The sequence below is a fragment of the Bacillus sp. BS98 genome (assembly GCF_008432245.1).
GTDB lineage: Bacteria > Bacillota > Bacilli > Bacillales > Bacillaceae_G > Bacillus_A > Bacillus_A toyonensis.
In genome coordinates this window covers 4,632,501-4,645,679 of the sequence record NZ_CP043830.1, presented here as the reverse complement: position 1 = coordinate 4,645,679, position 13,179 = coordinate 4,632,501, and the positions used below count along the sequence as shown (strand labels likewise).

Below are 13,179 nucleotides of genomic sequence, written 5' to 3'. Positions count from 1 at the left end.
CAGCCCTTTTTCTACTACATAAGATAGCGTAAATAAATGTAAATATGAGAAATGATTAATGAAACAATCATAATTGGGAAGCCGACTTTAAGGAATTCCATGTAGCTAAATTTATGTCCTTCACGACTTGCGATTCCGGCTACGATTACGTTAGCAGAAGCCCCGATTAAAGTTCCGTTTCCACCTAGGCAAGCACCTAATGCTAATGCCCACCATAATACGTCGATTTGTGCGTCAGAAGGTGATAAACCTAGCCCAACTGCCATATCGTTAATAAGTGGAATCATTGTTGCAACGAATGGAATGTTATCGATTGTTGCAGAGGCGATACCAGATACCCATAGAATAAGGATAGATGCATGAGAAATATCTCCGCCTGTTATTCCGACTACCTTTTGAGCTAACATTTTGATAAGACCGATATCGATAAGTCCTCCAACGAGTACGAATAGTCCCGCGAAGAAGAAAATCGTCACCCATTCTACGCTTGCGAATACTTCTTCAATTTCATGTTCTTTCACACCGATTAGCATAAGTACAGTAGCACCAGTCAAGGCGATAATAGCTGCATCAACATGGAAAATGGAATGAGTCATGAAACCTACAATTGTAAGTCCAAGTACTGTTAAAGATTTTTTCATTAATACTGGATCTTTAATGTATTGTTTTTCATCTAAGCTCATTAATTTTTTAACTTGTACAGGATCAGCAATTAATTGTTTACGGTACATGAAGTAAAGTATTGTTGCTGTAACTGCAATAATAATAATTACGATTGGTGCTAGATTCAGTAAGAAAGCATTGAAGTCTAGGTGCTTATTTGCAGAACCAATCATAATATTTGGCGGATCACCAATTAATGTTGCTGTTCCCCCAATGTTTGAAAAAATAATTTCAGAAAGTAAATAAGGAACAGGATTTACTTGCAAGATGCGCGTAATAGATAAAGTAACTGGAACAACAAGAAGTACAGTTGTAACGTTATCTAAAAATGCGGAGCCAAGCGCGGTAAGTAGGGAAAGGGAAATTAAAATTTTAATTGGATTTCCTTGTGCCCCTTTTGCTGCTTTAATGGCAACGTATTGGAAAACACCGGATTTACTCGTAATGTTCACCAAAATCATCATACCGATGAGTAGCGTAATCGTTCCCCATTCAATATGTTTCGTAAAGGCGTTATGTAAATCGACGACCCCCACAATTACCATGAGTGCTGCACCAAGAAGTGCGATGACAGCGCGATTAATTTTTTCAGAAATAATAATGGCATATGTAATTAAAAAGACTGCGATAGCAAAATAATACTGCCAGTTAGCGAGTTCTTGCGTTGTTTCGTGCAAAAATCTCATCTCCTTTCATTCATTTTTCTTAGTGTGTCAAATATTAACTAGATGAAACACACATAACGTCATTATAAAGTAGAAAAACTGCGGATGTAAATGAAAGGAGGGATTTTGTCATATTTTCTGCATAGGTCATTTTTTCTCATTTTTAAAAATATTTGTGGGCATTTGACATATATATAAGATACATCCAATCTGAATATTTAAAATGGAATTAGCATTCGAGCTTGTTCGTGTAGGAGTGTCAAATAGAAAGGAATGACAAAGATGATAAGGAAGGGATCGTATGGATGAACAACGATTTTTATTTTTAGATTTTGAGTTTACGATGCCCCAGCATCGAAAGAAACCAAAAGGGTTTTTCCCGGAAATTATTGAGGTAGGACTCGTCTCGGTTGTAGGTTGTAAGGTAGAAGATACGTATTCATCACATGTCAGGCCGAAAACATTTCCTTCTTTAACGGATCGATGCAAGAAATTTTTAGGAATTAAACAAGAAATCGTGGATAAAGGAATTTCATTTCCTGAACTCATTGATAAACTTGCAGAATACGAAAAAAGATGTAAACCGACCATTGTAACGTGGGGAAATATGGATATGAAAGTGCTGAAGCATAATTGTGAAATGTCGGGAGTAGCTTTTCCGTTTTTCGGACAGTGTCGTGATTTATCGCTTGAGTATAAGAAGTTTTTTGGAGAAAGAAATCAAACAGGATTATGGAAAGCGATTGAGGCGTATGGAAAAGTAGGAACGGGTAAGCATCATTGTGCGCTAGATGATGCGATGACGACGTACAATATTTTTAAATTAGTAGAAAAAGATAAAGAGTATTTAGTGAAACCAGCACCTCCAACATTAGGGGAACTCGTGGACTTTTCAAAAGTGTTAAAGAAAGTGAGTACACAGTAACGACCAAATTGCACAGTATGTAATTTGGTCGTTTTGTTTTTTTAAAGTTTGTAGTCTTTTTTTAACTGCTCTAATGTTTCTAGACTACGAACCGCAAAAGGTGAATCATCTTCAGAAAATGAATTCATTTGAGTTTCTAATGCTAATTTGAGTGAATCTGTATAATCTAGAATCTCTCCTTCATATTTCTTCACCATTTGTTGTGGAATGTTCGTCTGTTCACGGAAAGCTAAAGCACGTCTTTCATGGAAAAATGGTACGTCAGCTTGTTTTACGTTATGTAAGTCACCTTGCACCGGATGTTTTAAAACAGCTAATACTTTTACGACGTAACTGCCCGGGCGGCTATTTGTAACTTCGCCGATGTATTTTCCCGTTTTATAAATACCAGTAACGATTTCACCAATTTCAAATGTTTCTCTCATATTTTTCACCTCAAGTTTATAGTAAGGAAAGTAGGAGAAGGAGTCAAAGAAATCATTCGCTTTCGGAACGCCCCCTTGAGAATATGAATTGGTTCAACTATAATTTAAAATAATATAACAGAAAATTCTGATGGTTTTTGAATCCTACAATAAGGAGTGTTTCATATGATGCCTTTATATTTTCCGGAAGATAAAACAGAATATATTATTCCAGGGATTGTTTGCGTTCTATTTATCATTGGTGCCGTTGCTACGTGGCGTATGTTCATTCGTGTGTCCAAACGAGAAGCAGAGCGATTACAGAAAGTAGAAGAAAAGCTTTTAGCTGAAAAGAAACGGTAATTCATTTTTGTATGTTTCCCTCTATGCTCGGACAATCTAAGGGCAGAATGTATTTTGGAGGGAATAGAATGAAAAGACGGCTTTTTTTCAGTTGTTGTTTATTATTTCTGATGGCAGGTTGTGACCAAGGAAAGCCGAAAGAAATTGAAGTGAAATTACATAATGCTTCAGGAGATGAAGTAGGGACTGCGAAAGTAGTTCAGCAAACAAGTGGAGTGAAAATTACGATTAAAGGGGAAGGTTTCGCACCTGGTCCGCACGGCATACATGTACATGAAATTGGAGAGTGTAAAGCGCCTCGTTTTGAATCGTCTGGTAATCATTTTAATCCAGATAATAAAAAGCATGGCTTACTCAATCCGAAGGGTGCGGAAAATGGTGATTTACCGAATGTAATTGCAGATGGTTCTGGAAAGATTAAAGCGGATATCGATGCACCGCACATAACGCTTGAAGAAGGGAAAACGACGATTCATAGAAAAGATGGAGCGTCTATTATTATTACTGAAAACCCTGATGATGGCATGACACAACCAACGGGTAAATCTGGTGATCGAATTGCTTGCGGTGTGATTGTAAAAAAAGCGTCGGATATGAAGAAAAAGTAAAAGCTACCGTGGATGGTAGCTTTCTTTGTGAAATATAAGTAAAAATATATTGATCTACTAATGAAAATTTAGAAAGGAGGTTGTTCCAAAACGATTTTGGGACAACCTCCTTTCTTATTATGAAAACGTATGGCGCAGTCTGTTTAAAATTTCTTCTAAAACAGATCGTGGGCAGCCAATGTTAATTCGAATATGTTCTTCGCCGCCTAATCCGTACTTTTCACCAGGTTCGACGATAAGTTTTCCTTTTTCCTCAAGTAACGTGGTGCGCTCGTTTTGAGAAAGTTTTAGGTGAGAACAATCAATCCATAATAAAAAGCTACCTTCTGGCTTCGTTACGGAAAGAGTAGGTATGTGATTTTTGATATATTCACAAGCGAATTGAGCGTTATCTTCTATATATAGTCGGATTTCATTTAGCCAATCATTACATTCTGTATAGGCGCTTTGCATCGCTGTATAAGCAAATATATTTAGCCCATGGAACCCTTGTCTATATTGAATAGACGTAAAGGTATTACGTAGTTTTTCATTTGGAATAATAATGATAGATGCTTGTAATCCAGCTATATTAAATGTTTTACTTGGAGCCATACAAGTAATGGTACGTGCTGCTAATTCTTCAGATAAAGAGGCGAATGGTGTATGAGTACGATCTCCGTAAATAATATCGGCATGAATTTCATCTGAGACAACAATTACATTATATTTTGTACATAACGCTCCGAGCTTCATTAGCTCGTCTTTCGTCCAAACGCGTCCAATAGGATTGTGAGGACTACAAAGAAGCATTAGTTTAATCCCTTGTTGAAATTGTTTTTCTAAATGATCGAAGTCTATCATATATGCGCCATTTTGTTTATATAATGGGCTCACGCATAATTGTCTGTTGTTTGTTGTAACCATTTCGAAAAATGGAGGATAAATAGGTGGTTGTACAAGAACGGGTTCGTTTTCTTTTGTGAAAGCTTGTATGCTCGTACTAAGAGCTGGAACGATCCCCGCACTAAATACGATCCATTCTTTTTGAATATCCCAGTTGTACTGTTTTTTTGTCCAGTTACAAATAATGTCTCCAATATGTTCAGGTGGAAGTGTATAGCCAAAAATAGGGTGTTCGATACGTTTTTGTAATGCAGTTTGAATTGGTTTTGGTACTTCAAAATCCATATCGGCAATCCAGGCATGAATGAGTTCTTCGTTTTTATAAGTATCCCATTTTGTACTATGTGTTCCGCGCCGATTTACCGTTTTATGAAATAGCTGCATATGTTTGCCCCTTTCTTCTGTGAAACTGCTAAGTTATGAAAGTTCTCTCTCTTCTTATAGAATAGCTGATGTGATAGGATAAAGAAAAGTATTAAAAAGTGAAAAGGCGGGAAGTAGATGGGTACATATGAAAAGATGATAGAGGTTGTGAAGAATTGGGATCCGTTTCGAATGGGACCGGAGTTTTATGAAACAGAAGCGAGCGATGTAGTGAACGTCGTAACTGTGTTTGACGATTCGAAATATATTGCAAAGAAGATTCAACATATATACTTTATGTCTTTTGAGGAAGTACCTGCGCTTGAAAAATGTGAGAAATTAGCTGAAGAGTTACTTGTATTAAAAGAAGGCGGAAGTTGCTCATTATAGACTGTCGGAATTTCCGACAGTCTTTTTTATATTATCCCGCTATTTGCAGGGCAGTAAGACCCCCACCTAAAAAGACGGTTGAGGCAAAGAAGTGAGGTGGGAGACCCACTGCTCGTAAAAGCCCGATTGGTGCGGGCTAATAATCAGCGGGGTGAAACATTACGCTGATTAAAGTTTCACTTTATTGCGCGGAAAAAGCGATAATTTCTTCATAAACATGTTCAGGCTTTTCCTCAGGTAGTAAATGCCCTGTATTTTCGTAAGAGATAAATGTTGAATTCGGTAAATCTTTATGGAGACGGTGTCCTACATGTACAGGGACGACGCGATCTTTTTCACCCCAAATGAGTAGTATAGGCGTTTCAATTTTTTGTAATTCAGTTGAAGATAAGTCACCTTCACGGTCTCGTATCATGCGAGTTAGGGCGGGGAATATACGGTTGTCATAAAAAGGAGCGGAGTAGCCTTCCTTCATTTCATCATCAATTAATGAGTGATCATGAACGACATTCATTAAGTTATGAACAATTCCGCGCCTTATAATCCAGTTCTTTACGTATAAATGAAAGAACGGTAAATAAGAAGAATACAGTAAAGGTAAGGTTGCGCGTGCTAAATAGCTAGAGCTACATAGTAAAATCGTCTTTGAGATTAGTTCAGGACGTATACGGTTTACATAGAGAGAAATTTGCCCGCCCATAGAATGCCCAATTAACACAATATTTGAGAGAGATAAATGTTCGATTAAATCGATAATAATGGTTGCTAAATTGTGATAAGAATACTTAAAGAGATGAGACTTATCACTTTTTCCGAATGGAGGCAAATCAAGAGCCAGTACTGTTCCTGCTTTCGATAGTAAAGGAATGAGACGGCGGTAACTGAATGAGGAAGATAAAAAGCCGTGAACGAGTACGAAAGTAGGACGTTTTGTTTTATTTTTATGTTCATACAATTCGTAATGAATAGTAGTGCCGCGAGTGGAAAAAGTGAAATAAGGACAAGTATATTCATGATTCATTTTTTGTCACTCCATTGATTTTTGTTCATATCATCTCCAAGGTAGAAAAAAATATGTTAACAAAAAAAGGCAAGATGACATTGTCATCTTGCCTTTCGCTTATTCATCATTACCCGCGAACAATATTAGGCGGTGTTTTTCCTTGTAACCCTGCAACTAAATTTTCAGCGGCTGTCATGGCCATTTGCTGCCGAGTTTTTAATGTCGCAGATCCGATGTGCGGTAAAGTCACAACCTTTTGTAATGATAAGAGCGGATTATCTTTTTGAATCGGCTCTTGTGTAAAAGTATCAATGCCTGCTGCAAAGATTTTCTTTTCTGTTAAGGCATGGATTAAAGCTTCTTCATCTACTGTTTTCCCGCGAGAAGCATTAATGAAGATTGCTGTTTCTTTCATTAATGAAAATTCCTTTTCTCCGATAAGATGATACGTTTCATCTGTTAATGGAGTAAGAAGAACAATAAAGTCAGACTGTTTTAGTAGCGTCTGTAAATCACAATATGTAGCATCGAATTTTTGCTCTGCTTCTTTTTTACGGCGACGGTTATAATAAAGAACATCCATATCAAATCCGAATTTTGCTCGTTTTGCAACGGCCTCACCAATTCGTCCCATTCCGATAATACCGATTGTACTATGGTGCACATCTAGTCCGAAATGTTCTTTTCCGATTTCAGCGTTCCACTCACCATTTTTCACATAGGAATCGAGTTCGCAAACACGACGACCAGCAGATAACATAAGAGCGAAAACGAGGTCAGCTACTGTATCATCCAATACGTATGGTGTATTCGTTCCGATGACATTTCGCTTTTCCATCGCTAGTAAATCAAAATTATCATAGCCAACAGAAATGTTACTCACTACTTTTAATTTCGGTGCAACATTTAACAATTCTTCATTTATGGCAGATCCGAAATTTAATAACCCATCTTTATCTTGTATTTTCTCTAATAGAACATCACGAGGTACTTTCTCATTTTGATTCCATGTTTCATAATCACAGTGTTCTGATAAATAGTTTTCTACAAATGTTGGAACTGGTTCAGCGATATATACTTTTGGTTTCACGGTTCCATCCCCTCTCACTTTTATCCCTTGTTAACGGACAATAAGCCTCCCGCCCCTAAAAATGCCTGAAGCAAAGAAGATAGGGGGAGACTAACTGCCCGTAAAAGCCCGATTGGTGTGGGCTAATAATCAGCGGGATGAACCTTTCCGCTGATTAAAGTTTCACTTTATTTTGACATAATTCTCTAAAAAAATCTTCTTTTCAAACTGGAAAGGGTATTTGTATAATTTAGACAGAAACGAAAAGGAAGGATGATTTATATGGTGACTGAAAAGGAATTAGAATTATTGGCTTGTCTTGAAAAAAGTAGTCGTTTGTCTGTAGATACATTGGCAAAGCTGTTAAATATAGAAGCAGAAGAAGTGAAGAAGATGGTTGCGAAATTAGAAAGTGAAAAGATTATTGTGGATTATGTAACACATATTGATTGGACAAAAGTAAAAGAACATACGGGTTTAACAGCGATGATTGATGTGAAAGTTACGCCGAAGCACGGTGTTGGGTTTGATGCAGTTGCTGAACAAATTTATCGCTATTCAGAAGTGAAATCCGTGTATTTAATGTCAGGGACATATGATCTTTCTATTACATTAGAAGGAAAGACGATGGGAGAAGTAGCGATGTTTGTTTCTGAGAAATTAGCAACGATTGAATCTGTCGTTTCTACAACAACTCATTTCATTTTGAAGAAGTATAAACATGAGGGAATTATTTATGAAAAAAACGATGATGATAAGCGGATTGTGGTGACACCATGAAGCAGTTTGAACTATCTAGAGTAGCAGAATCTTTACAACCGTCTGGTATTCGAAAGTTTTTCGATTTAGCCGCAAGTATGAAAGGTGTTATTTCACTTGGAGTGGGAGAGCCTGACTTTGTTACACCTTGGAATGTAAGGCAAGCATGTATCCGTTCTTTAGAGCAAGGATATACAGCGTATACAGCAAATGCAGGATTATTGGAGCTCCGTCAAGAAATAGCAAAGTATCTAAAAAAACAATTTGCAGTATCTTATGATCCAAACGATGAAATCATTGTTACAGTTGGAGCGAGCCAAGCGTTAGATGTAGCGATGCGTGCCATTATAAATCCTGATGATGAAGTACTCATTATTGAACCGAGCTTCGTTTCTTATGCACCGCTTGTAACATTAGCTGGAGGAGTTCCAGTTCCTATAGCGACTACTTTAGAAAAAGAGTTTAAAGTACAACCCGAACAAATTGAAGCAGCTATTACAGCGAAAACAAAGGCAATTTTACTTTGTTCCCCTAATAATCCAACAGGTGCAATGTTAAACAAATCCGAACTAGAAAAGTTAGCAGTAATGGTTGAGAAGTACAATTTAATCGTATTATCTGATGAAATTTATGCAGAGCTTGTATATGACGAAGTGTATACGAGTTTCGCGAGCATTCAAAACATGCGCGAACATACGATTTTAATTTCGGGATTTTCAAAAGGATTTGCGATGACAGGATGGCGTCTCGGTATGATCGCAGCTCCCGTTCAATTTTCAGAGTTGATGCTTAAAATTCATCAATATTCCATGATGTGTGCACCAACGATGTCCCAGTTCGCAGCTCTTGAAGCATTACGCGGAGGGAATGATGAAGTCATTCGAATGAGAGATAGCTATAAGAAACGCCGTAATTTTATGGCGACATCTTTCAATGAGATGGGATTAACGTGTCATGTGCCGGGCGGAGCGTTTTATGTCTTTCCTTCTGTTGCTTCAACTGGACTAACTTCAGTGGAATTTGCAGAACAGTTATTACTAGAAGAAAAAGTGGCTGTTGTACCTGGAAGTGTATTTGGAGAAAGTGGTGAAGGATTTATTCGTTGTTCGTATGCAACATCGCTTGAACAACTTATGGAAGCAATGAAGAGAATGGAACGGTTCGTTGAGAATAAAAAAAGGACAAAACATAATACGTTTTGTCCATAAAAGGGGGGGAATACTAGAAAGCCATGTGTTAGTATTCTATCCCAATATTGGAGAATTATACGTGCTACAGGAAATTTTTTCGTGAATTTTGAATGAGTTCTATCATAGTGGTATAATTTACTAATATAAGGTATGCGCCTGTTAGGCAGCGATACGTAACAGGCGTACTAATTAATCGGATATTTAAAATAAGTACATCTGTTTTGCAATCTACATTTGTAGAGAAAATGGTAAACGTATGGGAGTGTTTCATATGTCAGAACAATATACAACAGGAGTGGTTGTAACAGGGAAAGTGACTGGAATTCAAGATTACGGTGCATTTGTAGCGTTAGATGCAGAAACACAAGGACTTGTGCATATATCTGAAATTACAAATGGATATGTAAAGGATATTCATGACTTTTTGAAAGTCGGCGATACAGTAGAAGTAAAAGTACTTTCAATTGATGAAGAGCACAGAAAAATGAGTTTATCGTTAAAAGCGGCGAAAAGAAAACAAGGAAGGATTCTTATACCGAATCCATCTAAGGACGGATTTAATACGTTGCGAGAAAAGCTGACAGAATGGATTGAAGAGTCCGAGTTAACAAAGTAAAAGAGGAGCGCATATGAGCGTTCCTCTTTTACTTTATCTTATGATATATATTTGCAAATATGATTGCATGCAATCATATTCGTATGTCGGAGGTGAAGAGGACATACTGGTTATCGAATTTCGTTTGTTTCTGGGTGTGTACCAAGATTTTCAGATGGTTTAAAGAGTAAACCAAGATTGATAAGCCCAGATATACCAACGATGCCGTAAATAATACGTGCAAGAGCTGAGTTTTGTCCGCCGAAAATGGCTGCTACTAAGTCAAACTGGAAGAACCCGATTAGTCCCCAGTTTACTGCACCAATTACAGTAAAGACTAATGCGATACGTTGCAATGTACTCATGAAAAAGCCCCCCTTAATTGTGAAGCATGAGCAAGCGCTGAGTTAATCAACTCTTTTATAGAATGGTGCAGTTATGTTGTTTTTATACATAAAAAATGTGTGAAAAAAGGATGTATATACATCTATACCGAAAAATGCGAATTTTTATGCAAAAAATGAACTTTTTCTAAAAAATATATATTGGTTACGTTTACACTGGTTGAATCGCTTGATTTACAACTTCAGTTTCGCTAAAGTGAATACAGAAATACATATCCATAATTGGAGGGAAAAAGATGAGTACACACGTAACGTTCGACTATTCTAAAGCGTTATCCTTCATCGGTGAACATGAAATCACTTATTTACGTGATGCAGTGAAAGTAACACATCATGCAATCCACGAAAAAACTGGAGCTGGGAACGATTTCCTTGGGTGGGTAGAGCTTCCGCTTCAATATGACAAAGAAGAATTTGCTCGCATTCAAAAATGCGCAGAAAAAATTAAAAATGACTCTGACATTTTACTTGTTGTAGGTATCGGTGGTTCTTACCTAGGAGCACGTGCAGCAATCGAAATGTTAAACCATTCATTCTACAATACGCTTTCTAAAGAACAACGTAAAACTCCACAAGTGCTATTTGTTGGACAAAACATTAGCTCCACTTACATGAAAGATTTAATGGATGTATTAGAAGGTAAAGACTTCTCTATTAACGTTATTTCCAAATCAGGTACAACAACAGAGCCTGCACTTGCATTCCGTATTTTCCGTAAGTTATTAGAAGAGAAGTATGGAAAAGAAGAAGCTCGCAAACGTATTTATGCAACTACAGATAAAGCGCGTGGTGCATTAAAAACATTAGCTGATAACGAAGGCTACGAAACATTCGTAATTCCAGATGATGTTGGAGGACGTTTCTCTGTATTAACGCCAGTTGGTTTATTACCAATCGCAGTAAGTGGCTTAAATATTGAAGAGATGATGAAAGGTGCAGCTGCTGGCCATGACGACTTCGGGGCATCAGAACTAGAAGAAAACCCAGCTTATCAATACGCAGTAGTTCGTAACGCTTTATACAATAAAGGAAAAACAATTGAAATGCTTGTTAACTATGAGCCAGCACTTCAATACTTCGCTGAGTGGTGGAAACAGTTATTTGGTGAAAGTGAAGGAAAAGATCAAAAAGGTATTTTCCCATCTTCAGCAAATTTCTCAACTGACTTACACTCATTAGGTCAATACGTTCAAGAAGGTCGTCGTGACTTATTTGAAACAGTTCTTAAAGTGGGTAAATCTACACATGAACTGACAATCGAATCAGAAGAAAACGATTTAGATGGATTAAACTACCTTGCAGGTGAAACTGTAGACTTCGTAAACACAAAAGCATATGAAGGCACATTACTTGCACATAGCGATGGCGGAGTACCAAACTTAATCGTAAATATTCCTGAATTAAATGAGTACACATTCGGTTACCTTGTATACTTCTTCGAAAAAGCATGTGCGATGAGCGGCTACTTATTAGGCGTAAATCCATTTGACCAACCAGGAGTAGAAGCATACAAGAAAAACATGTTTGCTTTACTTGGTAAACCAGGATTTGAAGAATTAAAAGCAGAATTAGAAGAGCGTTTAAAATAATAAAAAGCGACCGGATCTCCGGTCGCTTTTTATTATTTTACTGAAATGTCCATCGGTATATTCAAACTAGAATGGGTATGCTAAAGGAAAAGTCTTGGAGGGATGGGCTTGATTCCGATTCAATCAAAGTTAAAAGGACATACATATGCGTTATATAAGTTAGAAGAGGTTATGAAACCACTTGGATATAGTATTGGTGGCAATTGGGATTACGATAAAGGGTGCTTTGATTACAAAATCGACGAAGAAGATGGCTATCAATTTTTACGAGTGCCATTTACAGCTGTGGATGGGGAATTAGATGTGCCTGGTGTAATAGTCCGTCTTGAAACGCCGTATATTCTTTCGCATGTGTATCAAGACGAACTAGATGATAATGTGAATGCGTTAACAGCTGGAACGAGCGGATTTGATCAATTTGCTGAGCCGAAAGATCCAGATGGAGATGTGAAAAGTAAGTATATTAATATTGGGAAAGTATTAGTACAGGAACTAGAGCGTCACTTTTTTAATGGTGAATAACAATGAGTATGTCGCTTTCGATAAGAATGAAGGTATGGACTGGGTTAATCATATATTGATCGTCACGCTTTATACCTAGTAAGAGAATGTTTTGTTTTAAAAGAGTATAGCTACAATTTGCAAAAGTTTGTCCGGTGCAAGGCGGAGAAAGCTCCATCAGTTGTAATTTGTTATCAGAGATTTCATCGTAAAGTGAGAATAGTACACCTGAAATAGAAGGAAATAAAAGAGAAGCGGTAAATACATAGCTCGTTAATTTATTTCCTTCTATAATTTCTGATACACCAGCTCTCGTTGCATTTTGAATTTGATCCGAAGTAAGAAGTTCAGCGATGCAATGAATGTTTGGATTAAGTCCTTTTGCAGTTAAAATATTTAAGATGGACTGTGTATCAGCTAAGCTTTCATTTTTTTCTTTATCAGCCGTTATTAATATGGTGTGTGCCGTTGTAATGTTAGCTTTTAATAACGTTTGATCGTGATGTGGACAACCTTTTATAAACTCTAAATGATGAAATGGTTTTGGAAGTAAAGAAAGTGTTTCATCAATTAAAACGATATCAAGGTTTGGTTGTAAGATGTGCATTTGTTTTACAACATGTTTTGCCCGTTCGTTCCAGCCGACAATAATCATATGACCGCTAGCAGTCGCAGCTTCTTCTCCTTTAACTTTCATATATTGTTTATTAATCATATCAGTGGCGAATAGAACCATATAATAAGAACAAAAACCGGTTCCAAATAAAATAATACTCATACCGATGAGTTTGCCTATTAGTGTA

Annotated in this window: 16 protein-coding genes (1 of these 16 cut by a window edge); 9 read left to right on the top strand and 7 right to left on the bottom strand. The window is 37.1% G+C overall.

The annotated features are described in order from the left end of the window. Positions 1–14: 14 nt before the first annotated feature. Positions 15–1,340 carry an ArsB/NhaD family transporter gene (locus F0362_RS24260; protein WP_000545233.1) on the bottom strand — a complete coding sequence of 442 codons (1,326 nt, stop codon included), beginning with the start codon at positions 1,338–1,340 and terminating at the stop codon, positions 15–17. 289 nt (positions 1,341–1,629) lie between these two features. Here F0362_RS24260 and kapD point away from each other — a divergent pair, with 289 nt between their 5' ends. Next, positions 1,630–2,253: a 3'-5' exonuclease KapD gene (gene kapD, locus F0362_RS24255; RefSeq protein ID WP_000344367.1), complete on the top strand. Its 624-nt coding sequence runs from the start codon at positions 1,630–1,632 to the stop codon at positions 2,251–2,253. Between the two features lie 41 nt (positions 2,254–2,294). Here the strand turns inward: kapD and F0362_RS24250 are convergent, their stop codons facing one another. Beyond that, positions 2,295–2,678 (bottom strand): kinase-associated lipoprotein KapB, encoded by a 384-nt coding sequence (locus F0362_RS24250; protein ID WP_001209349.1) that lies wholly within the window; start codon positions 2,676–2,678, stop codon positions 2,295–2,297. Between the two features lie 165 nt (positions 2,679–2,843). Here F0362_RS24250 and F0362_RS30640 point away from each other — a divergent pair, with 165 nt between their 5' ends. Next, complete coding sequence (locus F0362_RS30640; RefSeq protein ID WP_000982764.1) at positions 2,844–3,020, top strand: hypothetical protein; 177 nt, start codon at positions 2,844–2,846, stop codon at positions 3,018–3,020. 68 nt (positions 3,021–3,088) lie between these two features. Next, complete coding sequence (gene sodC, locus F0362_RS24245) at positions 3,089–3,628, top strand: superoxide dismutase [Cu-Zn] (RefSeq protein ID WP_000829097.1); 540 nt, start codon at positions 3,089–3,091, stop codon at positions 3,626–3,628. Positions 3,629–3,745: 117 nt separating this feature from the next. Here the strand turns inward: sodC and F0362_RS24240 are convergent, their stop codons facing one another. After that, a complete protein-coding gene (locus F0362_RS24240) occupies positions 3,746–4,897 on the bottom strand; it encodes a MalY/PatB family protein (protein WP_098820182.1) in 1,152 nt (383 codons plus the stop codon). A gap of 117 nt (positions 4,898–5,014) precedes the next feature. On the opposite strand from F0362_RS24240, the gene F0362_RS24235 reads away from it, so the two are divergent. Next, positions 5,015–5,266: a YugE family protein gene (locus F0362_RS24235; RefSeq protein ID WP_000537646.1), complete on the top strand. Its 252-nt coding sequence runs from the start codon at positions 5,015–5,017 to the stop codon at positions 5,264–5,266. Positions 5,267–5,447: 181 nt separating this feature from the next. Here F0362_RS24235 and F0362_RS24230 read toward each other — a convergent pair whose 3' ends face one another. Together F0362_RS24230 and F0362_RS24225 are read right to left on the bottom strand one after the other, a co-directional pair. After that, positions 5,448–6,287: an alpha/beta fold hydrolase gene (locus F0362_RS24230; RefSeq protein ID WP_001015213.1), complete on the bottom strand. Its 840-nt coding sequence runs from the start codon at positions 6,285–6,287 to the stop codon at positions 5,448–5,450. A gap of 109 nt (positions 6,288–6,396) precedes the next feature. Further along, positions 6,397–7,377 carry a 2-hydroxyacid dehydrogenase gene (locus F0362_RS24225; RefSeq protein WP_149890002.1) on the bottom strand — a complete coding sequence of 327 codons (981 nt, stop codon included), beginning with the start codon at positions 7,375–7,377 and terminating at the stop codon, positions 6,397–6,399. Between the two features lie 243 nt (positions 7,378–7,620). On the opposite strand from F0362_RS24225, the gene F0362_RS24220 reads away from it, so the two are divergent. From F0362_RS24220 to yugI, 3 genes are all read left to right on the top strand, one after another. Then, positions 7,621–8,118 (top strand): Lrp/AsnC family transcriptional regulator, encoded by a 498-nt coding sequence (locus tag F0362_RS24220; protein ID WP_000255688.1) that lies wholly within the window; start codon positions 7,621–7,623, stop codon positions 8,116–8,118. Then, entirely contained in the window at positions 8,115–9,305 is a 1,191-nt protein-coding gene (locus F0362_RS24215; RefSeq protein ID WP_000808548.1) for an aminotransferase, read from the top strand. The genes F0362_RS24220 and F0362_RS24215 overlap by 4 nt, the downstream gene beginning before the upstream one ends. 253 nt (positions 9,306–9,558) lie before the next feature. After that, on the top strand, positions 9,559–9,903 hold the full coding sequence (gene yugI, locus F0362_RS24210) for a S1 domain-containing post-transcriptional regulator GSP13 (protein ID WP_000003767.1): 345 nt from the start codon (positions 9,559–9,561) through the stop codon (positions 9,901–9,903). Between the two features lie 110 nt (positions 9,904–10,013). Here yugI and F0362_RS24205 read toward each other — a convergent pair whose 3' ends face one another. Next, positions 10,014–10,247, bottom strand: a complete 234-nt coding sequence (locus F0362_RS24205) for a DUF378 domain-containing protein (protein WP_000105788.1) — start codon at positions 10,245–10,247, stop codon at positions 10,014–10,016. Positions 10,248–10,522: 275 nt separating this feature from the next. Between F0362_RS24205 and F0362_RS24195 the strand changes: the two genes are divergently transcribed. Both F0362_RS24195 and F0362_RS24190 read left to right on the top strand, forming a co-directional pair. Then, a complete protein-coding gene (locus tag F0362_RS24195; RefSeq protein WP_000103665.1) occupies positions 10,523–11,875 on the top strand; it encodes a glucose-6-phosphate isomerase in 1,353 nt (450 codons plus the stop codon). 108 nt (positions 11,876–11,983) lie between these two features. Beyond that, positions 11,984–12,397: a YugN-like family protein gene (locus tag F0362_RS24190; protein ID WP_000612324.1), complete on the top strand. Its 414-nt coding sequence runs from the start codon at positions 11,984–11,986 to the stop codon at positions 12,395–12,397. Here the strand turns inward: F0362_RS24190 and F0362_RS24185 are convergent. After that, on the bottom strand, positions 12,384–13,179 hold the 3' portion of the coding sequence (locus tag F0362_RS24185; RefSeq protein WP_000842336.1) for a potassium channel family protein. It continues 200 nt past the right edge of the window; 796 of the gene's 996 nt are visible here — the last part of the coding sequence; its start codon lies beyond the right edge, outside the window — the gene reads right to left on this strand; it ends in the stop codon at positions 12,384–12,386. The two genes, F0362_RS24190 and F0362_RS24185, sit on opposite strands and share 14 nt — an antisense overlap.

Coding starts and splice junctions, on each gene's coding strand:
- F0362_RS24215 (WP_000808548.1), top strand. CDS start 8,115: ATGAAGCAGTTTGAACTATCTAGAGTAGCAGAATCTTTACAACCGTCT.
- F0362_RS24250 (WP_001209349.1), bottom strand. CDS start 2,678: ATGAGAGAAACATTTGAAATTGGTGAAATCGTTACTGGTATTTATAAA.
- F0362_RS24195 (WP_000103665.1), top strand. CDS start 10,523: ATGAGTACACACGTAACGTTCGACTATTCTAAAGCGTTATCCTTCATC.
- kapD (WP_000344367.1), top strand. CDS start 1,630: ATGGATGAACAACGATTTTTATTTTTAGATTTTGAGTTTACGATGCCC.
- F0362_RS24205 (WP_000105788.1), bottom strand. CDS start 10,247: ATGAGTACATTGCAACGTATCGCATTAGTCTTTACTGTAATTGGTGCA.
- F0362_RS24220 (WP_000255688.1), top strand. CDS start 7,621: ATGGTGACTGAAAAGGAATTAGAATTATTGGCTTGTCTTGAAAAAAGT.
- F0362_RS24240 (WP_098820182.1), bottom strand. CDS start 4,897: ATGCAGCTATTTCATAAAACGGTAAATCGGCGCGGAACACATAGTACA.
- F0362_RS24235 (WP_000537646.1), top strand. CDS start 5,015: ATGGGTACATATGAAAAGATGATAGAGGTTGTGAAGAATTGGGATCCG.
- yugI (WP_000003767.1), top strand. CDS start 9,559: ATGTCAGAACAATATACAACAGGAGTGGTTGTAACAGGGAAAGTGACT.
- F0362_RS24230 (WP_001015213.1), bottom strand. CDS start 6,287: ATGAATCATGAATATACTTGTCCTTATTTCACTTTTTCCACTCGCGGC.
- sodC (WP_000829097.1), top strand. CDS start 3,089: ATGAAAAGACGGCTTTTTTTCAGTTGTTGTTTATTATTTCTGATGGCA.
- F0362_RS30640 (WP_000982764.1), top strand. CDS start 2,844: ATGATGCCTTTATATTTTCCGGAAGATAAAACAGAATATATTATTCCA.